Annotated in this window: 17 protein-coding genes and 1 pseudogene; 10 read left to right on the plus strand and 8 right to left on the minus strand. The window is 69.1% G+C overall.

The features are described 5' to 3' along the window. Positions 1-101 precede the first annotated feature (101 nt). The 4 genes from eccCa to ACQP0P_RS39995 all read left to right on the plus strand — a co-directional run bounded on the left by eccCa (position 102) and on the right by ACQP0P_RS39995 (position 7,804). Positions 102-4,097, plus strand: coding sequence for a type VII secretion protein EccCa (eccCa, locus tag ACQP0P_RS39980; protein ID WP_433366027.1), 3,996 nt, complete (start codon positions 102-104; stop codon positions 4,095-4,097). A 222-nt stretch (positions 4,098-4,319) separates the two neighbouring features. Then, a complete protein-coding gene (locus tag ACQP0P_RS39985) occupies positions 4,320-4,628 on the plus strand; it encodes a hypothetical protein (RefSeq protein ID WP_433366030.1) in 309 nt (102 codons plus the stop codon). 6 nt (positions 4,629-4,634) lie between these two features. After that, complete coding sequence (locus ACQP0P_RS39990; RefSeq protein ID WP_433366033.1) at positions 4,635-7,532, plus strand: hypothetical protein; 2,898 nt, start codon at positions 4,635-4,637, stop codon at positions 7,530-7,532. Between the two features lie 53 nt (positions 7,533-7,585). After that, positions 7,586-7,804 (plus strand): hypothetical protein, encoded by a 219-nt coding sequence (locus ACQP0P_RS39995; RefSeq protein WP_433366036.1) that lies wholly within the window; start codon positions 7,586-7,588, stop codon positions 7,802-7,804. A 24-nt stretch (positions 7,805-7,828) separates the two neighbouring features. Here ACQP0P_RS39995 and ACQP0P_RS40000 read toward each other — a convergent pair whose 3' ends face one another. The 3 genes and pseudogenes from ACQP0P_RS40000 to ACQP0P_RS40010 form a co-directional block, all read right to left on the minus strand. Then, entirely contained in the window at positions 7,829-8,215 is a 387-nt protein-coding gene (locus ACQP0P_RS40000; RefSeq protein WP_433382336.1) for a YbaB/EbfC family nucleoid-associated protein, read from the minus strand. A 194-nt stretch (positions 8,216-8,409) separates the two neighbouring features. Continuing rightward, complete coding sequence (locus tag ACQP0P_RS40005) at positions 8,410-8,805, minus strand: YbaB/EbfC family nucleoid-associated protein (protein WP_433366039.1); 396 nt, start codon at positions 8,803-8,805, stop codon at positions 8,410-8,412. A 155-nt stretch (positions 8,806-8,960) separates the two neighbouring features. Further along, positions 8,961-9,213: pseudogene (locus ACQP0P_RS40010) on the minus strand (tRNA 2-thiouridine(34) synthase MnmA); the annotation flags it as partial. A gap of 95 nt (positions 9,214-9,308) precedes the next feature. On the opposite strand from ACQP0P_RS40010, the gene ACQP0P_RS40015 reads away from it, so the two are divergent. From ACQP0P_RS40015 to ACQP0P_RS40025, 3 genes are read left to right on the plus strand one after another with little or no spacing between them, the layout of a single operon-like run. Then, entirely contained in the window at positions 9,309-9,611 is a 303-nt protein-coding gene (locus tag ACQP0P_RS40015) for a hypothetical protein (protein ID WP_433366042.1), read from the plus strand. Continuing rightward, on the plus strand, positions 9,608-10,753 hold the full coding sequence (locus tag ACQP0P_RS40020; RefSeq protein WP_433366045.1) for a WXG100 family type VII secretion target: 1,146 nt from the start codon (positions 9,608-9,610) through the stop codon (positions 10,751-10,753). The genes ACQP0P_RS40015 and ACQP0P_RS40020 overlap by 4 nt, the downstream gene beginning before the upstream one ends. 43 nt (positions 10,754-10,796) lie before the next feature. Further along, positions 10,797-11,438 carry an MBL fold metallo-hydrolase gene (locus ACQP0P_RS40025; protein WP_433366048.1) on the plus strand — a complete coding sequence of 214 codons (642 nt, stop codon included), beginning with the start codon at positions 10,797-10,799 and terminating at the stop codon, positions 11,436-11,438. A 156-nt stretch (positions 11,439-11,594) separates the two neighbouring features. On the opposite strand, the gene mnmA is transcribed toward ACQP0P_RS40025, so the two are convergent. After that, a complete protein-coding gene (gene mnmA, locus ACQP0P_RS40030; protein ID WP_433366051.1) occupies positions 11,595-12,665 on the minus strand; it encodes a tRNA 2-thiouridine(34) synthase MnmA in 1,071 nt (356 codons plus the stop codon). 59 nt (positions 12,666-12,724) lie between these two features. Here mnmA and ACQP0P_RS40035 point away from each other — a divergent pair, with 59 nt between their 5' ends. Next, entirely contained in the window at positions 12,725-13,771 is a 1,047-nt protein-coding gene (locus tag ACQP0P_RS40035) for a DUF695 domain-containing protein (protein WP_433366053.1), read from the plus strand. Between the two features lie 73 nt (positions 13,772-13,844). On the opposite strand, the gene ACQP0P_RS40040 is transcribed toward ACQP0P_RS40035, so the two are convergent. Continuing rightward, entirely contained in the window at positions 13,845-15,008 is a 1,164-nt protein-coding gene (locus ACQP0P_RS40040; RefSeq protein ID WP_433366056.1) for a cysteine desulfurase family protein, read from the minus strand. A gap of 112 nt (positions 15,009-15,120) precedes the next feature. On the opposite strand from ACQP0P_RS40040, the gene ACQP0P_RS40045 reads away from it, so the two are divergent. Together ACQP0P_RS40045 and ACQP0P_RS40050 are read left to right on the plus strand one after the other, a co-directional pair. Then, positions 15,121-15,627, plus strand: a complete 507-nt coding sequence (locus ACQP0P_RS40045; protein ID WP_433366059.1) for a TetR/AcrR family transcriptional regulator — start codon at positions 15,121-15,123, stop codon at positions 15,625-15,627. Positions 15,628-15,892: 265 nt separating this feature from the next. Next, entirely contained in the window at positions 15,893-17,011 is a 1,119-nt protein-coding gene (locus ACQP0P_RS40050; protein ID WP_433366062.1) for an MFS transporter, read from the plus strand. Between the two features lie 87 nt (positions 17,012-17,098). Here the strand turns inward: ACQP0P_RS40050 and ACQP0P_RS40055 are convergent, their stop codons facing one another. The 3 genes from ACQP0P_RS40055 to ACQP0P_RS40065 form a co-directional block, all read right to left on the minus strand. After that, positions 17,099-18,052, minus strand: coding sequence for an electron transfer flavoprotein subunit alpha/FixB family protein (locus ACQP0P_RS40055; RefSeq protein ID WP_433366065.1), 954 nt, complete (start codon positions 18,050-18,052; stop codon positions 17,099-17,101). Between the two features lie 18 nt (positions 18,053-18,070). Then, on the minus strand, positions 18,071-18,850 hold the full coding sequence (locus tag ACQP0P_RS40060) for an electron transfer flavoprotein subunit beta/FixA family protein (protein WP_433366068.1): 780 nt from the start codon (positions 18,848-18,850) through the stop codon (positions 18,071-18,073). Positions 18,851-19,199: 349 nt separating this feature from the next. Then, a complete protein-coding gene (locus ACQP0P_RS40065; protein ID WP_433366070.1) occupies positions 19,200-20,441 on the minus strand; it encodes a serine/threonine-protein kinase in 1,242 nt (413 codons plus the stop codon). Positions 20,442-20,510: the final 69 nt, after the last annotated feature.

Genomic DNA, 20,510 nt, shown 5'->3' on the forward strand with positions numbered 1-20,510 from the left:
TCACGAATACGGTATCGAGGTGAACGGGGTCGCGCGTGACAGCTACACAGAAACATTTTCTGGTAGGAAAGTAGCGCAAACGATCAGGGAGCGATTCCACGGTGAGCATCGTCGTTGTACGGCGTCCAGAGCGTCGACCGCCGCCCAAGCCGCCTCGGGGCGAGATTCTGCTGGAGTCGCCGCCGGAGGTGCCAGAGGTCCAGCCGCAGGGCTTCACCGCGCTCCTCACCTATCTGCCGATGATCGCGGGCGGCGCCGCGATGGGCCTGATGTTCACCGCGAGCGGCAACTCCAGCCCGCTCATGTACGTGGCCAGCGGCCTGTTCGCCGTGTCCATGATGGGCATGAGTCTGGGCCAGGTCGGCCGCCAGAGCGGCGAACGCAAGCAGCGGCTGAACGGCCTGCGCCGCGACTACTTCCGTTATCTCTCCCAGGTCCGCCGGAAGGTACGGCGGGCGACCGCCCAGCAGCGCGAGGCTCTCGAATGGAGCGGCCCCGCCCCCGATTCGCTGTGGTGGGTGGCCATGGGCCCGCGCCTGTGGGAACGGCGGCCCCGCGACGACGACTTCGGCACGGTACGGCTCGGCACCGGTGTGCAGAAACTCGCCGTGCAGCTGATCCCCCCCGACTCCAAACCGGTCGAGGACCTGGACGCCCTGTCGGCCGGCGCGCTGCGGAGGTTCGTCCGGGCGCACTCGACGGTGGCCGGGCTACCGGTGGCCGTGGCCCTGCACTCCTTCGCGCGGATCAATCTGACCGGCGACCCGGTGGCCATGCGCGAACTCGTACGGTCGATGATCGCCCAGATGACCGTGTTCCACTCCCCCGACGACATGCGGATCATGGTGTGCGCGAGCAAGGAGTGGATGCCCCAGTGGGACTGGGTCAAGTGGCTGCCCCACGCGCTGCACCCGGAGGAGACCGACGCCGCCGGCCAGGTGCGGCTGATGACCGAGAGCCTCTCCCAGCTGGACCAGTTGCTCGGCTCGGAACTGAAGGAGCGCGCACGATTCAAGCCCGGCGCCTCCTCCGACGCCCTGCCGTACCACGTGCTGATCATCGACGGTGGCCACGTGCCGCACGACTCCCAGCTCGGCACCGACGCCATTCAGGGCGTCACCGTGATCGACCTGTCCGGCTCGGCGGGATCGATCGAGGAGAAGAACACCCTCCGGCTGAACGTCCAGCCGGAGGACTTCCTCATGGTCAAGATCGATCACACGGGCAAGGAGAGCTCCTCCCGCCTGGGCGAGCCCGACGGGCTGGACTTCCTGCGGGCGGAGAGCCTGGCCCGGCAGCTTGCTCCGCTGCGCGCGTCGACCGCCAGGGGAGAGGAGGCACAGGACGTGCTGGCGATCAACACGTCCCTGACCGACCTGCTCGGCGTCGGCGATCCGATCCGCATCGATCCGTCGCTGACCTGGCGATCCAGAGCAGGGCGCAACCGGCTGCGGGTGCCGATCGGTCTGGGCATGGACGGACGCCTGGTCGAACTCGACATCAAGGAGTCGGCTCAGGGTGGCATGGGACCGCACGGCCTGGTCATCGGTGCCACCGGATCGGGCAAGAGCGAGCTGCTGCGAACCCTGGTGCTCGGCCTGGCCATCACCCACTCGTCGGAGATCCTGAACTTCGTCCTGGTCGACTTCAAGGGCGGCGCCACCTTCCTGGGTCTCGACACCCTGTCGCACGTCTCGGCGGTCATCACCAACCTTGAGGACGAGCTGCCTCTCGTCGACCGCATGTACGACGCCCTGCACGGAGAGATGGTCCGCCGCCAGGAACTGCTGCGCGCCGCCGGCAACTACGCCTCCCTGCGCGACTACGAGCGCGCCCGCGAGCAGGGCGTCGACCTGAAGCCGATGCCCACCCTGTTCGTCGTGATCGACGAGTTCAGCGAGCTGCTCTCGGCCAAGCCCGAGTTCATCGAACTCTTTGTGATGATCGGACGGCTCGGCCGTTCCCTCGGGGTCCACCTGCTGCTGGCCTCCCAACGCCTGGAGGAGGGCCGGTTGCGCGGCCTGGACACCCATCTGTCCTACCGGGTCGGCCTGCGCACCTTCTCCGCGATGGAGAGCCGGGTCGTGCTCGGCGTCGCCGACGCCTACGAGCTGCCTTCCGCTCCGGGCAACGGCTATCTCAAGTTCGACACCACCGGAATGACCCGGTTCAAGGCCGCCTACGTGTCCGGGATCTACCAGGCGGACCCCCGGAACGCGGTGGCACCGGACGGGCGGGGGCCCCAGCGGCAGGTCGTGGAGTACGGTCCGGAGTTCGTTCCGGTCCCCGTCGTGGAAGAGCCGGTGCAGGCGCCGGTGGCGGACGGGCCGGCCGAGCAAAGCTCGGCCAGCCTGCTGGACGTCGTGGTGGACAGACTCAACGGCCAGGGGCCGCCCGCCCACCGGATCTGGCTGCCTCCGCTGGGCGAACCGCCGACCCTCGCCCACCTGCTCCCGCCGCTGTCGGTCACCCCGGAGCTCGGTCTCAGCACGACCGGGTGGGGCGGACGAGGTCGGCTGCACGCCGTCGTGGGCCTCATCGACAAGCCGTTCGAGCAGCGTAGTGATCCGTACTGGCTGGACGTGTCGGGAGCGGCCGGCCACGTCGGCATAGCCGGGGGGCCGCAGAGCGGCAAGAGTACGGTGCTGCGCACTCTGGTCATCAGCATGGCGCTCATGCACACCCCACGCGAGGTGCAGTTCTACTGTCTGGACTTCGGCGGCGGCTCCCTCGCCTCGCTGGAAGGGCTCCCCCACGTGGGCGGGGTCGCCAGCCGTCTCGACGGCGATCGCGTCCGCCGCACGGTCGCCGAGATCTCCACCCTCCTCGAACAGCGGGAACGCGACTTCACCGAGCAGGGGATCGACTCGATCAGCACATACCGCAGGCAGCTCGCCGACAAGACGATCGAGGGTGACAGGTACGGCGACGTCTTCCTGGTGGTCGACGGCTGGCTGACCGTCAGGCAGGACTTCGAGTCGCTCGAACCCGTCATCACCGATCTGGCCGCGCGGGGCCTCGGTTACGGCATCCATGTCGTGGCCGCCACCAACAAGTGGTCGGAGTTCCGCCCGGGCATCCGCGACCTGTTCGGCACCCGGGTGGAGCTCAAGCTCGGTGACGCCTACGAATCGGAGGTCAACCGCAAGTCGGCGCTGGCCGTGCCCGAGGGCGTGCCGGGCCGGGGGCTCACCAGGGAGGGCCTGCACTTCCTGGCCGCGCTCCCCAGGATCGACGGCACCCGGAAGAGCGACGATCTGTCCGTCGGTGTGCGTTCGCTCGTTCAGGCGGTCAAGGACGCCTGGCAGGGACCAGCTGCCCCCGGCGTGCGGCTGCTGCCGCCGGTGCTGCCCGCGGAGACGCTGCCCGATGCGGCACAGACGGGGCCGAACCGGATCCCGGTCGGCATCGACGAGGCCACCCTGACGCCCGTCGTCCTCGACTTCGAGGTCGATCCGCACTTCATCGTGGTGGGCGACACCGAGAGCGGGAAGTCCAACCTGCTCCGCCTCATCACCGAGGGCCTGGTCGCCCGGCACACACCGTACGAGGCCAGAATGATCGTGATCGACTACCGGCGGTCGCTGCTGGACTCCGCCGCCACCGAGCACCGCATCGGCTACGCCGCCTCCGGCTCGGCGGCCCAGGAGCTGATCAACGACGCGCGGAGCGCGCTGCTCAAGCGGCTGCCTCCGGCCGACCTCACGCCCGAGCAACTCCGGGCGAGGAACTGGTGGCAGGGCTCGGACCTGTACATCGTCGTCGACGACTACGACCTCGTCGCCACCTCGTCGAACCCACTGCTGCCGCTGGCGGAACTGCTGCCGCAGGCTCGCGACATCGGGCTGCACCTGGTCATGTCGCGGGCCATGGGCGGCATCGGCCGGGCGATGTACGACCCGATCATCCAGCGGATGAAGGACATGGCCAGCCCCGCCGTGATCCTGTCGGGCAACAAGGACGAGGGCTTCCTGTTCGGCAACGTACGGCCGCATCCGCTTCCGCCGGGCCGGGGCTACCTCGTCGACAGGAAGTTCGGCGCACGCCTCACGCAGACCGCCTTCATGCCGCCTCAGGCGCCTCCGGAAACCGGCTGACGGACCGAGGCCGGCTCACGAGCCGGCCTCGGTCCGTGGCAGACTGATCACCGCACCACAGGTATGCATTTATTTTAAAATATGATCTTTCATGATGACATAGAGCCCAGCTTCATAGATCATGTTTTGGGCGAACGGCGCCATCCCTGCCTGAAGTCCCCTCATTCGCAGACATATCATGCGAAATCCGATGAATCAGGCTAAGTACGTGAACGGAGCTGGATGGCGACCTACAACGGCTACGAGGTGTACCCGCAGGCCATCCGGCTGAGATCCCCCAACTTCACCGCTCACGGCAAGACACTCGAAGACGCCAGAGGCTCGCTTAAAACCGCACTGGCCGCCGCAGGCTCACCTTGGGGCGACGACCACTTCGGCAAACAGTTCGAGAAAGGGTATCTGCCGCTCATGGAAGCCGTCCTCAAACGACTGGACGAGGCGGCCAAGGCGTTGTACGAGCTCAGGACCGGACTCGACCTGGTGGCGACACGATACGAGGAAGCCGAGCGGCAGAGCACGATAAGGCCGTGACCCGAGATGGACCGCCACCTTGAGGCACTGGTTCCTCCGATCGTGCGGCCCTACGTGGGCTGGATCGTCGGATTGGACTGGCCGAAAGGCGATGAGGAAGGCTGTTTCCGCCTGTCCGATGCCTATCGGAAGATCGCCGCGACGATCACGGTCCTGATCGAGGACGGCAACACCACCTGCCGCGACATACGCATGTACATGGACGGATCGGCTTCCGACGCCTTCGAAGAATACTGGAAGACGTTCACCACGACCGAGCCGTTCACACTGCCCCAGCTGAAAGAGGCCTGCGAGAAAGCCGGTAAGCAACTCAACGCGGTAGGCCTGGAGATCGAGTACGCGAAGTACATGATCCTGCTGTCCCTGTTCCTGCTGGCGGCGCAGATCACCTACTTCGTCTACCTGGCCGCACCGTCGTTCGGGCGATCGCTGAGCCTCATCCCCATGGCGTGCAGGTTGACGCAGATGACCGTGCGGCAGATCGCCATGAGATTGCTGCGCAACATCGCGCTGTTCGGCGGGGTGATGGTCGGGATGGACGGGCTCATCCAGACCGTGCAGGTGGTCGGCGGGCGGCGGGAGGACTGGGACTGGATGAAGACGGGCATGTCGCTGGCGGGTGGCGCGCTGGCGGGGTTGGCGTTCACCGGGTTCGGTGTGGCGATCAGCAAGCTGGGCGGATCACGCATCGCGAGCGAGACGGTGCAGCGCATCGCGATGACGTGGAGGGAGAAGGCCGCCGCCCTCCTGGACCGGTCGGCGCTGGGCATGGCGACGCAGAGCATGACGGCCAACACCTTCGCCAGCATGCCGATGCTGGCCGCGAGCGGCCAGCTGAGCTGGGAGACTCTTGCCAAGAGCGCCAGCGCGGGCTTCCTCGGAGGCGCCGACGCCCACCTCATCGCCCCGACCGGTCACCGGGGCGCAGACCCCCTCGCCCCCCTGACCGGCCGCTTCCCGGAGAACGGGATCCTCACCTCGCTTGGTGATCGTCACGGCGCCGGTGGTGACACACCCCTGGCAACCGCCCTTGCCGGGAACGACCCGATTGCCGGCGCGCCCCGTCAGGGTGATGCCGCCGCAGGGACCCTCCCCCATCCCGACGCGGCCGACTCGACGGCGGGCGGCTCCACACTCCAGGGCATCGCGAGACCCGATCCGGTGCCGCCCGCAGACAGGCCTGGACCTCCACAGGGCCGGCTGGCACACGATGAAACGGGTATGATCGCCCGCCCGCCCGGAGGCACGGAGGTACCGGCGGCTCCCGCTGTCCACCCCAACGCCGCCCGCCCAGACACCCCCACCACCGCCCACCCCAACGCCGCCCGCCCAGACACCCCCACCACCGCCCACCCCAACGCCGCCCGCCCAGACACCCCCACCACCGCCCACCCCAACGCCGCCCGCCCAGACACCCTCGTCGCCGCCCGCCCAGACACCCCCACCACCGCCCACCCCAACGCCGCCCGCCCAGACACCCTCGTCGCCGCCCGCCCAGACACCCCCACCACCGCCCACCCCAACGCCGCCCGCCCAGACACCCTCGTCGCCGCCCGCCCGGAGACGCCCTCGTCGGCCGGGGAGCGCCCTGTGCCGAGTTACATCGATCGGATGCTCAACCCGGATTCACCTTCCGGGCCGTCGCACCTGGCAAGCGATCCCTTGGTCTCCGCAAAGCCCCACGAGGCCCCTGCCTCAGCGCCTCGCGATGCGGCCCCCCCGCCCGATCCCGCCGCGTCCGGCGCCGTCCCACCACGAAGGCCTGGGGACGGGGCACCTCCCCCGGCGGACCCTCCCCGATCCTCGGGTTCGGGTCACGGCGTTCCTCCGAACGACAGGACAGCACACCTACGGCCTCCAAATGAGACCGCACAGTTGCGGCCTCCAAATGAGACCGCACACCTACGGCCTCCGAATGAGACCGCACATCTGCGGCCTCCAAATGAGACCGCAGGACTGCGCCCCCGGGACGACGACGCCTCCGCTGTGACGGGGACGGCGGGCCTTCGCCCCGAGGCGCACACCCCCTCAACGTCCCGAGTACCTGTTCTGCTCGCCGAGGTGGCAGCGGCGCAGGGGCGAGGGCACCCCGTACCGGAGTGGCTGGGGGCTGGAATCCGTTCCGGCATCGCCGAAGAGCCCCAGCTGTTGAACGCCAGAGGGGTGGACGGCGTAAAGGGAACCTGGTCCGAGATGGTGGAGAAATGGACGTTCAACGATGGTTCCCAAATGATCCGCAAGGTCACGAGGGACCTGAGTGAGGCGGACGCCGAGGTGCTGGCTTCGATAGTGGGGACCTCCTTGGGGGCGGACGTCCCCCAGGTTTACCGGGCCGGCGACACAGTCGTCTATATGGAGTTCAAAGAGGGGCAGCACAGATCAGAGTTAGCACCGGAAGAATTGCCGCTGAGACCTGAGTTGACGCGGAGCGGCATGCGCATCAGCCTGCTCGACGTGCTGATCACCAATCCGGACCGTCACTCCATGAACTGGTTGGTGAGCCCTGATCCGAAACTGGTCACGCCCACGGGCCAGAAGATCGGGATCATCGGCATCGACCATGGCCTCGCGTTCGTACCCCCCCGAGACTGGGTTCCCAGAGCGGACTTCGGAACTCAGTTCGTCACTGAGAACACATCCGCCACTGGCCCGGGATACTTCTGGAAGCCCAACATGCTCAGCCCGGAGGACGTCCAGGGCATCAGGAAGGTTCTCCAAAGTCCCAGGATGAAAGCGCACTTTGGACAATTAGGGCGGATGGACTGGTACAACAACATGCTCTCCCAATTCCATATGGTCGAGCGTAATGCGATCGGAACGACCCCAAGGATGCCGATGCCCGTACCAGAAGTACCCAAGGTGATCACACGCACCGAGAGAAACCCTCTCACCTTTGATGAGTGATCCAGATCACAACCCCAGAGAGCAACATCAACCAAGGAACGGATACTTCGACTATGACCAGACGGATGCTGAAAGTCGTGGCGGTAAGCACCGACGCGGTCCTGGGAACGATCGAACTAACGGAGGCAGGCGAGTTGGCGGGTAGCTCGCCCGACGTCCAGGACATGATCGACACCATGGCGCGCAGCAGGCGGGCAGGCCCGCAGGAGGCGTTCGAGGGCCTAACCTTCTGGAGCAACGGCTATGTCAAGGTCGTCCCTGTCGAGGACTGATCTCGACCTGCCCCGTATCAGCCGTCACCTACGCTCCTCCGACGGCAGGTTCGCGGGAAGGAACGATTCAAAACTCGCCTGCTCTCCGAACAGTTCGTCGTACGGCAGGCCCTCCGGCGCGAATGGCTCCATCAGCTCCCGCGTCCGCTCCGAGACCTCGCCGACGGCCAGTCCGATCTGCTCAATGATCGACTGTGACAGCTCGGAGGGCGACAGCTTCCGGTAAACGCGGGGATCGAACTCGATGCTCCGTATCTGGCCGTTCAAGCCCACCGTCACAGTCACCATGTGGTCGTTCGACTGCGCGGTTGCCGTTAGTTCACCCAGTTTGGCGTACATCTCCCGAAGCTGTTCGGCCTGCCGGGCGTACTCCTCGGCAAGCTCTTCGAACGCGACGCGAAATTTATCCATCACCGACGGTCACTCCCCGCAAGCCGCATGAACCACAGGGATTCACCATCCCAGACATCCCCCCTCTTTATCCGGAAAACAGTCTTAAGCGCTTCGGATCGTTCCCCTCCCCCGGCGATAAATCCCGATTGACGGCTGCGGGAACAAGGTGCACACGGTGCCGACGTGTCCGCGTGGTGGCAGTCACCACCCCGTCATCCGTGCTCCTTCGACGGCGGATCCACCGGCCGGGGGAGGAACGACTCGAAGCTCATTCCCTCCCCGAATATCTCCTCATAGGGCAGGCCCTCCGGCGCGAAAGGGGCCATCAACTCCCGGGCCCGCTCCATGATCTCCGCCGTCGCCACACCGATCTGCTCCATGACCGACCGTGACAGCTCCGGCGGTGACAGCCTGCGATAGACCCGGGGATCGAGTTCGATGTCCCGCACCTGGCCGCGCGGCCCCACCGTCACGGTCACCATCCGGTCCTCCGAGCACGCGGTCGCCGCCAGCTCATCGAGCCGGCCATACATGTCGCGTAGCTGCTCGGCCTGCTGGTTGTACTCCTTGGTGAGCCCGTCCATCACGAGCCGGAACTCGTCCATCATGAGATTATTTCTACCCAGAATCCCAGATATGTCGCCCACTATTTATCGAACCTGTTGACATCCTCCCCCGCCTGAAGGCGGGGGATTCCAACCCGTCTCTACGCTGAGAGGAGGACAGGGTGAACGTGGCCGGACACCCTGTCCAGGCCACGGACGATCGGACCCGGCGCCGTGCCGAGACGGTCGGCGAGGAAGCCCCTGGTGTCGCCGTCGGCGATGAAGCAGATGTCGTGACTGTCGGGTTTGTCGGCCACCATGAGCCCGCACCACGCGACCTCCTCGCGGACCTTGGGCCTTGGTGGAGTCGCCCAGCGGGAAGATCGCGTGACCGAGCTGCTCCCTGGTGAGCACGCCCAGCACGTACGACTGGTCCTTGCCCGCGTCGGGGCTGCGGCTCAGCACGCCGTCGGAGGTGTAGGTCACGTAGCCCTTTCGCGCAGGCCCGTCTCCGCTATGCTCGATCTTGATCGGTCCGGAGGTGGCGCCGAGGAGAAGAGAGTCATATGGAAGGGGTCGATCGGATGGCCAACCTCTATCTCCACTACGACGCGCTCGAACAGTGCCAGACGGCCGCGCGAAAGCTGGCCGGAAGGATCGGCGACCTCGGCGACGCCCACCCGACCGAGACGACCACCTCCATCTTCGGGGGGCTGACGGACTCCGGCGCGCTCACCGGCCTCGTCAACGAGATCGAGAACGCCGTCGACGGCGAACTGAACCAGGTCGTGACCAAGCTCAAGGGCGTCGGGGACGCGCTGGAGGACGTACGGAAGAACGTCAAGAGTGCCAACGGAGCCACCTCATGACCGACAGGGACGGCCCCAGAGATCCGCTCGCCCCCACCGTCCCGGGCAGCGCGGACCTGATCGACATCGTGGTGAAAGTCAACGGCGACCAGGACTCGATCAAGGCGATCGCCACCCGGTGGCGGTCCACGGCGGGCACATTGAACGAGCGTGTCGGCGAGCTCAACCGTGCGGTGGGCCTGGTGAACGCCGCCTGGCAGGGCGCGTCGGCGGACGCGTTCGCCACCTACATGCGTAAGTACCACGAGGCCGGCGAGGCGCTGCGCCAGACGCTGACGAACTCCGCGAAAGCCCTCGACACCGCCGCGGAGGCACTCGGCACCGCCGAGTCCAAGGTGAACGCCATCGCCGAGGGTCTCGTCACCCGATGGAACACCTATCGCGCCGAAAACCCCGGCAAGACCGAGACGGAGCTCGCGGCGGGGATCAAGCCGTCGGTCGACCAGGCCATCAACGAGGCTCTCGCCCATCTCGACAGCGCCGGCAAGGCCGTCACCCAGGCGGTGTCCGACCTCAGGAAGCACATCGGCGAGCGGGCGATCACCTTCGCCGGTATTCCGGCGCCCAGCGAGGGGAGTTTCGTCCCGAAGCCCGGCCATGTCTTCGACTGGCAGCAGACCCCCCTGTCCGACCAGCGGGGAACGACCCTCAGCGGCGCGAGCGGCGGCTCCGGCTCCGGCGGCTCTGGCGGATACGCCTCCGGTGGCACGTCGTCGGCCGGGAACGTCCCCGCGCCGAAGCAGGAGATCGTGGAGTGGATCAAGGAAGCACTCACGATCATCAGGTCGGACGAGATGGCCGGCATCATGCGAAAGCGGGGAATCGACGTCAGCGATCTTGACCCGAACGATCCGCAGGACATCGAGCGGATCTGGACGATCATCCACCATGAGTCGGGCGGTAATCCCAGCGCGATCAACAACTGGGACATCAACGCGCGGAACGGCGTCCCGTCCCAGGGGTTGATGCAGACGATCCCGCCCACCTTCAACGCGCACAGTCTCCCCGGCCACGGGAAGATCCTGGAGCCGGTCGACAACATCATCGCCGGAGTCCTGTACACCTACTCACGCTACGGATCCCTGGCCGGGCATCCGGGCATCGCCTCCCTTGAAAGGGGCGGCGGGTACAAGCCGTACTGACGGCCGGAAAGGTCCGGCCGCCGACCCCCGTTACGCTGTGATCGTGAAACTCACGAAACTTGGACACGCGTGCGTCCGCCTGGAGAAGGGCGACTCGATCCTGGTGATCGATCCGGGCTCCCTCAGCGAGGAGTCCGCTCTGGAAGGGGCACGGACGGTTCTCATCACCCACGAGCACTTCGACCACGTGGATGCGGACCGGCTGCGCCGGGCGGCCGAGGCCGACCCGTCCCTGGAGATCTGGACCAACGAGGGCGTGGCCGCCACGCTGACCGACGTCCCCGCGAAGATCCAGGTGGTACGGCACGGCGACGCGTTCGACACGGCCGGCTTCGGGGTGAGGGTCGTCGGCGAGTGGCACGCCCCCAACCACCCGGACCAGCCGATCGTGCGCAATGTCGGTTTCCTGGTGGACGAAGAGGTCTTCTACCCGGGGGACGCGTTCACCCCGCCGGGCGTCGAGGTGCCCACGCTCCTGGTGCCGACCAACGCGCCGTGGATGAAGGCGTCGGAGATGGTCGAGTACCTGCGCCAGGTCCGCCCGGACCGGGCCTTCTCCACCCACGACGGCCTGCTCAACGACATCGGGCTCGGCCTGGTCGACAGGTGGCTGGAGATGGAGTCGGAGAGGCAGAAGGCCGAGATGCGCCGCCTCAAGCCCGGTGAGTCGGTCACCCTGCCCTGATCCGGACCGGCTCGCCCGGTCCGGGAACCGGGCGAGCCGGTCCGGGAACCGGGCGCGGGGACGCGCGACGCCGGCTCGTCCACGCTCGTCGAACGCGCCCCCGCACGGCGACGCGGCTGTGTTCGCCCGGCGGCAGGGCGGGCTCAGGGGGCGGGCTCAGCAGGCCGAGGCGATGGTGGCCGAGCCGATCACGGTGTCGCCGAGGTAGAGCACCGCGGCCTGGCCCGCCGCGACCCCGGTGGCCGGGGCGTCCAGCGTGAGGTGCACCTCCCCGCCGGAGAGCCGGGCACGGCAGCCGTACACCTCGCCGTGCGCGCGGAGCTGGACCGTGCAGGTCAGCGGCTCGCGCGGCTCGCCGGTCGGGCCGTTCCAGACCGGGCGCTCCGCGACGATCTCCGTGACCGCCAGGGACGAGCGCGGACCGATCGTGACCGTGTTGGAGACCGGCTCGATGGACAGCACGTAGCGCGGGCGGCCGTCGGGGGCCGGGCGGTCGATGCGCAGGCCCTTGCGCTGGCCGACCGTGAAGCCGTAGGCGCCCTCGTGGCCGCCCACGACCTCGCCGGACTCGTCGACGATCGGACCCGGCGCCGTGCCGAGACGGTCGGCGAGGAAGCCCCTGGTGTCGCCGTCGGCGATGAAGCAGATGTCGTGGCTGTCGGGTTTGTCGGCCACCATGAGCCCGCGCCGCGCGGCCTCCTCGCGGACCTGAGCCTTGGTGGAGTCGCCCAGCGGGAAGATCGCGTGACCGAGTTGCTCCCTGGTGAGCACGCCCAGCACGTATGACTGGTCCTTGCCCTCGTCGGGGCTGCGGCTCAGCACGCCGTCGGTGACGCGCGCGTGGTGCCCGGTGGCCACCGCGTCGAAGCCCAGCGCGAGGGCGCGGTCGAGCACCGCCTCGAACTTGATCTTCTCGTTGCAGCGCAGGCACGGGTTGGGCGTGCGGCCGGCGGCGTACTCGCTGACGAAGTCCTCGACCACGTCGCGGTGGAACCGCTCGGCCATGTCCCAGACGTAGAAGGGGATGCCGATCACGTCGGCGGCCCTGCGGGCGTCTCGCGAGTCCTCGACCGTGCAGCACCCGCGGGCGCCGGTCCGATAGGACTGAGGGTTGGCCGAGAGGGCGAGGTGGACACCGGTGACGTCATGGCCCGCCTCGGCGATGCGGGCGGCCGCCACGGCGGAGTCGACGCCGCCGGACATGGCGGCAAGCACACGAAGACTCATAACCCCTTGAGCGTACCCGCGTTGGCGGGCGCCCCGTCGGGCTGGGAGAATCCGGGGTCATGCGACTGTTCGGGCGGAAGAACGAGCCCGCCGCCGACCCTGCTGACGGTATCGGCGAGTTCTGGGCGTGGTGGGCGGAGGCGAGACCGGAACTGGACGCGATGGTCGCCGCCGGCGAGGCCGAGCGGCTGGCCGAGTGGATCGGTCCCGCGGTGCTGGTCGTCCACCCGTCGCTGGTGTGGGAGATCGCCCCCGGCCGGGGCGCCGACCAGGCCCTCGTGGTCACCTCGGCCGGCGACCCCGAACTGCGCCCCATCGCGCACCGCTGGGCCGCCGCCGCGCCGCCCGCCGACGGCCTGTGGGAGTTCCACCCGTCCCGGCGGGCCAACCCGCACGCGATGGACCTCACGCTCGACGTGGGCGGCTACGAGTTCGCGCTCGACAAGCTCGTGCTCGGCCTGCGCGCCCCGCACGGCAACCCCCGGGTCGACGTGGTCGCCTACCATCCGATCTTCACCATCCTGGACGACGAGACGCGCACCGAGGCGGCGCTGCTCGCCCTCGACTGGCTGCTCGGCGAGGACGACGTGGCCCGCTGGGTGGGTGACATCTCCGCCGCGGCCTTCGAGCCGATCGACGCGGTGCCCGCCGTGCACCTGCCGAGCGTGGTCTCCGACCTGGCCTCCGGCTACCGGGACGAGCAGTGGGCGCTGCTGGAGGGTGAGACCGCCACCGGCGCCCGCCTGATCGCCACCGCCCGATACCCGCTCCGCCCGGTCGACCACCCGCTGTTCGACCAGCACATCGCCATCACGCTGCCGTACGCGCACCGCGACGCCGAAGGGCTGCCCACCGGCCCCTCGCTGGAGGCGCTGCGCGACTTCGAGGAGCGTCTCGCCGGGCGGATCAGCAGGCTGAACGGCCAGGCCCTGCTCGCCGCGCACATGAGCGCCGAGGGGCAGCGGGTGCTGCACGTCTACGCCGACCCGGTGAGCGAGACGTCCATCCACGCCAAGGAGCTCATCGTGAGCTGGGAGGAGGGGCGGCCCCGGGTCGACGTGGTCGGCGACCCCGGCTGGATCGCCATCTCGCCCTTCCTGACCTAGGAATCCCCGACACGGACCTCAGGAGGCACCGGGGTTATCGGGCACCGTATGGGATCACTCAGAGCCGTACGGGTCAGCTCAGCCCCGCGCGGCGGGCACGCTCGACGGCGAGGCCGATGATCTCGGCCAGCCGGTCCACATCGGCCTCGGTCGAGGTGTGGCCGAGGGAGAAGCGCAGCGAGCCGCGCGCCCGGAACCCGTCGGCGCCCATCGCGAGCAGCACGTGGGACGGCTGGGCGACCCCTGCGGAGCAGGCCGAGCCCGTCGAGCACTCCACGCCCTTGGCGTCCAGCAGCATGAGCAGCGCGTCGCCCTCGCAGCCGGGGAAGGAGAAGTGGGCGTTGCCCGGGAGACGGTTCGCCGGGTCGCCGTTGAGGATCACATCGGGCACCGCCTCACGGACCCGGCGGATCAGGTCGTCGCGGAGCGCGGCCAGCCGGGCCGAGGTCTCGGCCTGCCGGGCCACCGCGGTCCGCACGGCCGTGGCGAAACCGGCGATGGCGGGGGCGTCGAGCGTGCCGGAGCGGACATCTCGCTCCTGACCGCCACCGTGCAGCACCGGCACCGGGTCGACGCCCCGGGCGAGCAGCAGCGCGCCGACGCCCATCGGGCCGCCGACCTTGTGACCGGAGAGCGTCAGCGCGTCGATCCCCGAGTCGGCGAAGACCACCGGGAGCTGACCGACCGCCTGGACCGCGTCGGTGTGAAAGGGGACGCCGTACTCGTGGGCCACCTCGGCGAGCGCGTGAACGGGCTGGACGGTGCCGACCTCGTTGTTGGCCCACATGACGCTGGCCAGCGCGACGCTGCCCGGGTCGCGCTCGATGGCCTCGCGCAGGGTCTGCGGATGCACCCGGCCGAACTCGTCGACGTCGAGCAGCTCGACGGTCGCACCCTGGTGATCACTCAGCCAGTGCGCGGGGTCCAGGGCGGCGTGGTGCTCGACGGCGCTGATCAGGATCCGGTCCGCGCCATTGGCGCGACGGGCCCAGTACAGGCCCTTGATGGCGAGATTGTCGGCCTCGGTGCCGCCCGCGGTGAAGACGACCTCGCTGGGACGGGCGCCGAGCGCGGCGGCGATGGTCTCCCGCGACTCCTCCACGACCTGGCGGGTGCGGCGGCCGGCGGCGTGCAGGGAGGACGCGTTGCCGACCTGGCCCAGTTGGGCTGTCATCGCCTCGATCGCCTCGGGAAGCATCGGCGTGGTCGCCGCATGATCGAGATAGGCGGACTGCACGGCCGCATCCCCTCCCCCACATCGCTGTCAACCTTCCAAGGGTATCCGTGCCGGAGAAGGGCCTCATCCCCGGAGTTGACCACTAAACCGTCCAGACGGTACAGTAGCGGCCATGAGACGGGGTGAACTGTTGGACGCGGCAGAGGATCTGCTCTCCGACCAGGGCGCCCAGGCGCTCACCCTGGCGGCCGTCGCCGAGCGCGCCGGATGCAGTAAAGGCGGCCTGCTCTACCATTTCAGCACCAAGGAAGCCCTGATCAAGGGCATGGTCGAGCGGCTGATCGAGGAGTTCGACGAGCTCGTCGCCGCCCAGGGCCACGACACCTACACCAAGAACTACCTGGCGGCCACGTTCGCCGCCGTGCGGAGCGGCAGGCTGCGGCGCTGGGCCGTGGTGACCGGAGCCTCCGGCAACCTCTATCTGCTGGCACCGCTGCGGGTGGCGATGGCCCGATGGCATCGCGAGGGGCTCGACAGCGAGCCCGACCCGGAGGCGGCGCAGATCGTGCGCCTCGCCTGTGAGGGACTGTGGGACGTGGCGAGCCACGACCCCGATCTCTATGACGACGAGCGCTATGAGAGGCTGAAACGGCGTCTGCTGGCCATGCTGCCCGCCTGACCCTGACAGGCCCCTGACACCTTTTCTCCTGGTTCCCCCGGCACCCCTCACTCGCCCGCGCGCCTGATCGCGGGCCCGGCCGGGGAAAACCCATCACACAGATTGGTGGTCGCTTCCGCACGCGCGAAAGCGACCGTCTTTGGTGTGCCCGTTCACCGGTTTGTCAAAACATTTATTGAAGGGATTGAGCATGACCCGCGACCTGAGAACGGCTCGAACCGGGGCGGTTCTCACATTCGTGCTGGCCGGTCTGATGTGTGGATCGATGACCGTGCGCATTCCGGCGCTCTCCGACAAGCTCGGCCTGTCCGAGGCATCGGTCGGCGTCACCCTCCTCGTATGGGGGCTGGGAGCGCTCATCACCATGCAGTCGATGCGCGCCGTGATGGCGCGCTTCGGCAGCCGGAGCATCCTCCGGGTCGCAGCCCCCCTCACCGCGATCACCCTGGCCCTGCTGGCGGTGGCGCCGTCGTTCCCCCTGGCCGTGGCCGCGAGCGGCCTGTTCGGCATGGCGTTCGGCGCGGTGGACGTCGCGATGAACGCGCAGGGATCGGTGGTCGAGCGCGCCTACGGCCGCCCGCTGATGAACGGCATGCACGCCGGCTGGTGCGCCGGAGCGATCGGCGCGGGCCTGCTGGGCACCGCGGCGATCGCGGCGGGACTCTCGATCACCGCCCACCTGCTGCTGGTCGCCCTGCTCGCGCTCCCCGCGGCGGTCCTGATCAGCCGCACCTACCTGCCCGACCCGGCGGTGGTCTCCGGCACCGCCACCGCCGCGCCCCGCCGCCGGATGCCTCCGGTGATCTACCTGCTCGGCGTGATCGCCTTCTGCGCGTTCATGGTGGAGGGCACGGTCGCCGACTGGAACGGCCTGTACCTGCGGGACGCGCTGGGTGCCCCGGAGGCGGTGGCCGCCCTGGGTTACCCGATCTTCGAGGCGGGCATGCTGGCCGGGCGGCTGGCCGGCGACCGGGTCCGGGCCCGCTTCGGCGCCCGCGGCATGATGGTCGCCTCGGGCCTGGCCACCGCCGCGACCTTCGGCGTGGTCATCACGGCCCCCAGCGCACCGGTCGCCCTCGCGGCCATGCTGTTCGTGGGCGTCGCCGTGGCGACGGTCTCGCCGATGGCCATGTCCCTGGCGGGCGAGGCGACCGGCACCCCCGGACCCGCCATCGCCCAGACCGGTGCGATGGGCTACGCGGGACTGCTGCTGGGCCCGGTGATCATCGGTTTCCTCTCCGATCTGGCCACGCTCAGGACGAGCCTCGGCATCGCCGTGCTGCTCGGTGTCCTGATCGCCGCGGTCGCGTGGTTCCTGCCCCGCCACCGCGCGGCGGCCGGCCCCGCGGAGACCGCCAGGCGAGAGCTCTCGATGGCGGCCTGACCTGGGAACGCGAGACGGCACCGCACATGTCGTGCGGTGCCGTCTCGCGTTCGCATCACCCCGCGCGTACCCCGTACCCCTGCCGGATCACTTGCGCTTGACGACCTCCTGGGTCAGCTGCGGGACCACCTCGTGCAGGTCGCCCACGACGCCGAAGTCGGCGAGCTCGAAGATCGGCGCCTCGGGGTCCTTGTTGATCGCGACGATCGTCTTGGCGGTCTGCATGCCGGCCCGGTGCTGGATGGCACCGGAGATGCCCGCCGCGATGTAGAGCTGCGGCGAGACGGTCTTGCCGGTCTGGCCGACCTGGAACTGGTGCGGGTACCAGCCGGCGTCGGTGGCGGCGCGGGACGCGCCGACGGCCGCGCCGAGCGAGTCGGCCAGTTCCTCGATGATCGAGAACTTGTCGGCCGAGCCGACACCCCGGCCCCCGGAGACCACGATCGCGGCCTCGGTGAGCTCCGGGCGCGCGCCCTTCTCCTGCTTGACCCGCTCCACGATCCTGGCGCCCTTGGCGGCTTCGGACACGGTGAAGGAGACCTGCTCCTCGGTGCCCGCACCCGCGGCGGCCTCGACCGGCGTCGAGTTGGGGCGGACCGCGATGATCGGGGTGCCCTTGGTCACGCGCGACCTGACGTTGACGCCGCCGCCGAAGATGGACTGGTCGGCGACCAGGCCGTCCTCGATGCCCACGACGTCGGTCAGCACACCAGAGTCGATCTTGATAGCGAGGCGGCCGGCGATCTCCTTGGCCTCGGCGGTCGCGGCCACGAGCACCGCGCTCGGCGACTTCTCGGCCACGAGGTGGGCGAGCAGCTCGGCCTTGGGGGCGACGACGTAGTCGCTGACCTCGGCGGAGGCGGCCACATAGATCTTCTCCGCGCCGTACTCGGCCAGCTTGGCCGCGGCCTCGGGCGAGTAGCCCGCGCCGGTCCAGACCGCCGACGGAGCGCCCAGCTTCCTGGCGAGCGTCAGCAGCTCAAGGGTGACCTTTTTGACCTGGCCCTCGACGTGCTCGACCAGAACGAGAATCTCAGACATTTCCAGCTACCCCCGCTCTCAGACGAACTTCTTCGACGCGAGGAAGTCGGCGGCCTTCACGCCACCGTCGCCCTCGTCCTTGACCACCGTGCCCGCCGCGCGCGGCGGAGCGGCCGCGAAGTCGACGACCTCGCTCCAGGAGCCGGTCAGACCCACCTGGGAGGCGTCGATCTCGGCCTCGGCGACGCCGAGCTTCTCGACCGGCTTCTTCTTGGCGGCCATGATGCCCTTGAAAGACGGGTAGCGCGGCTCGTTGATCTTCTCCACCACGGAGACGACGGCGGGCAGCGAGGCCTCGACCCTGTCGTAGCCGTAGTCGGTGACGCGCTGGATGGAGATGGCGCCCTTGTCGATCTGGACCTGGTTGGCGAAGGTGAGCTGCGGCACGCCGAGGCGCTCGGCCAGCATGGCGGCGAGAACGCCGGTGCGGGCGTCCGTCGACTCCGAGCCGAGTACGACCAGATCAAAACCGATCTTCTTGAGAGTCTGTGCCAGGGCGTGCGAGGTGCCCAGCGCGTCCGAGCCGTGCAGCGCGTCGTCCACCAGATGGACAGCCTTGTCCGCGCCCATGGCCAGGGCCTTGCGGATGGTGTCGCTCGCCTTGCCGGGACCCATGGTGAGAACGGTCACCTCACCGCCGTGAGCCTCTTTCAGGCGCAGCGCCTCCTCGACCGCGTATTCGCACAACTCGTTGATGACGCCGTCGGCGGCGTCGCGATCGAGCGTCTTGTCATCGGACTTCAACTTGCGCTCGGTCGCCGTGTCGGGGACCTGCTTCACGCAGACGACGATGTTCATGGCTGGTGGCCGACCTCCCGTGGTCGCTTACGCCACCGCGTCACTGCGGTTGGCGCCGGATACTCGGTGCGTACACGCGGGGCACGTGCACACTGTTGCCAAGACTGCCAGGTGCCCGAGAGCGGTGTGGCAGCGGGTGGCCCGGTTGGGACACGCCCGTCCCCGCCCCGAGCCTATGTTACTTTCCAGTAGCTTGGCCGCGAACCGCCGGGCCGGACGGCTCGCGACCGGGACCCCGGAGTCCCCAGGGGAACCCCGGACCACCATACCGAACTATATTCCGGTACCTGTGCGCCGGCCCCTCACTTCGGAAACGTACCCGGGAACCGGCCTGAGGAGCCCTGCCCGCTCAGCCGGCCACCAGGATCCCGACCAGGACGAAGACGACGGTGCCCAGCGCGAGTGCCAGGGTGATCGTGCTGAAGAACGCGCTGAGGGCCGCCCACAGCGCGACGGCTCCGGCTCCCGCGGACAGAGCGAGGATCGTGCGCCCGCGGTCCCTGCGGGCGAACAGGGCGATGCCCGCGTCGATGAGCATCGCCGAGCCGTACCCGGTCAGCAGCAGCAGCGCCACCTCGGGCAGCGGTTCCCTGGCGGTCGCGGCCATCAGCGAGACGAGCAGGCCGGTGCCGACGACCCAGCGGCGGTGCAGCACGACTCTGCGACGCTCGCGGGCCTCCTCCAGCGTGGGCCTGCCCTGCTGCGGGCGGGGGCGATCGCCCGGCCGCCACTCCCGGGTGGTGAGGCCGTGCATCCCGCTCTCCACCACGGCACGGGGCCGCGGCGGCCCCACCACGGGGGCCGCACCCAGCCGTGCCGACAGCGCTGCCGCGTCAGGCCGGGCGGCGGGGTCGCGCAGCAGGCACTCCCGCAGCAGCGGCTCCAGCCAGCCGGGAACGCCTTCGAGGTCGGGAGGGTGGTGCACGACGCGGTAGCCGATCGCCGACGCCGGGCCCGTGCCGTAGGGGTGCCGCGCCGTGGAGGCGTACGCCAGCGTCGCCCCAAAGGCGAAGACGTCGGCCTCGGCACCGGACCCGGCGCCCTCCAGCACCTCGGGCGCCAGGTAGCCGGGCGTGCCGAGCACCGCCCCCGAGGCGGTGACCGAGGGCGAGTCGAGCGCGCAGGCGATGCCGAAGTCGATGACGACCGGCTCGCCGTCGACCAGGATCACGTTCGCGGGTTTGAGGTCGCGGTGCACCACCCCCGCGGCGTGCACGGCCGCCACGGCCTCGGCCAGACCGCGCGCCAGCCGTACGAGATCGTCGCCCGCGACCGGCCTGTCCGCGCCGACCACCTCGCTGAGCGGGCGCCCCTGCACGTAGCGGGTGACCAGGTAGGGGCGTGCCCCGTCATCAAGGGAGGCGTCCAGGACCTCGGCGACGTGCGGGCCCCGGACCAGCCGCATGGTCTCCACCTCGCGGGCCAGCCTGGTCAGCGCCGTCGTGTCGGCCGCGACGTGGGGATGCAGGATCTTGACCGCCACCGTACGCCCCTCGGGGTCCAGCGCCAGGTGGACCTCGCCGAAACCTCCGGCCCCCAGTCTCGACAGCAGGCGGTAGGGGCCGAGACGTTCACCGTCCGGTGCGACCATGCGACTCCTTCCGGCGGGTCTCCTCCATCGTGCCGCAGAGAGGTCGATCCCGCATCAACCGGAGACCAG

Source organism: Streptosporangium sp. CA-115845 (genome assembly GCF_050943795.1).
Classification (GTDB): Bacteria; Actinomycetota; Actinomycetes; order Streptosporangiales; family Streptosporangiaceae; genus Streptosporangium.

Excerpts from the sequence above, each read along its gene's own strand:
- ACQP0P_RS39985 (WP_433366030.1), top strand. The coding sequence starts at position 4,320 with ATGGCGACCTACAACGGCTACGAGGTGTACCCGCAGGCCATCCGGCTG.
- ACQP0P_RS39990 (WP_433366033.1), top strand. The coding sequence starts at position 4,635 with ATGGACCGCCACCTTGAGGCACTGGTTCCTCCGATCGTGCGGCCCTAC.
- ACQP0P_RS39995 (WP_433366036.1), top strand. The coding sequence starts at position 7,586 with ATGACCAGACGGATGCTGAAAGTCGTGGCGGTAAGCACCGACGCGGTC.
- ACQP0P_RS40000 (WP_433382336.1), bottom strand. The coding sequence starts at position 8,215 with ATGGATAAATTTCGCGTCGCGTTCGAAGAGCTTGCCGAGGAGTACGCC.
- ACQP0P_RS40005 (WP_433366039.1), bottom strand. The coding sequence starts at position 8,805 with ATGATGGACGAGTTCCGGCTCGTGATGGACGGGCTCACCAAGGAGTAC.
- ACQP0P_RS40015 (WP_433366042.1), top strand. The coding sequence starts at position 9,309 with ATGGAAGGGGTCGATCGGATGGCCAACCTCTATCTCCACTACGACGCG.
- ACQP0P_RS40020 (WP_433366045.1), top strand. The coding sequence starts at position 9,608 with ATGACCGACAGGGACGGCCCCAGAGATCCGCTCGCCCCCACCGTCCCG.
- mnmA (WP_433366051.1), bottom strand. The coding sequence starts at position 12,665 with ATGAGTCTTCGTGTGCTTGCCGCCATGTCCGGCGGCGTCGACTCCGCC.
- ACQP0P_RS40035 (WP_433366053.1), top strand. The coding sequence starts at position 12,725 with ATGCGACTGTTCGGGCGGAAGAACGAGCCCGCCGCCGACCCTGCTGAC.
- ACQP0P_RS40045 (WP_433366059.1), top strand. The coding sequence starts at position 15,121 with ATGAGACGGGGTGAACTGTTGGACGCGGCAGAGGATCTGCTCTCCGAC.
- ACQP0P_RS40050 (WP_433366062.1), top strand. The coding sequence starts at position 15,893 with ATGACCGTGCGCATTCCGGCGCTCTCCGACAAGCTCGGCCTGTCCGAG.
- ACQP0P_RS40055 (WP_433366065.1), bottom strand. The coding sequence starts at position 18,052 with ATGTCTGAGATTCTCGTTCTGGTCGAGCACGTCGAGGGCCAGGTCAAA.
- ACQP0P_RS40060 (WP_433366068.1), bottom strand. The coding sequence starts at position 18,850 with ATGAACATCGTCGTCTGCGTGAAGCAGGTCCCCGACACGGCGACCGAG.
- ACQP0P_RS40065 (WP_433366070.1), bottom strand. The coding sequence starts at position 20,441 with ATGGTCGCACCGGACGGTGAACGTCTCGGCCCCTACCGCCTGCTGTCG.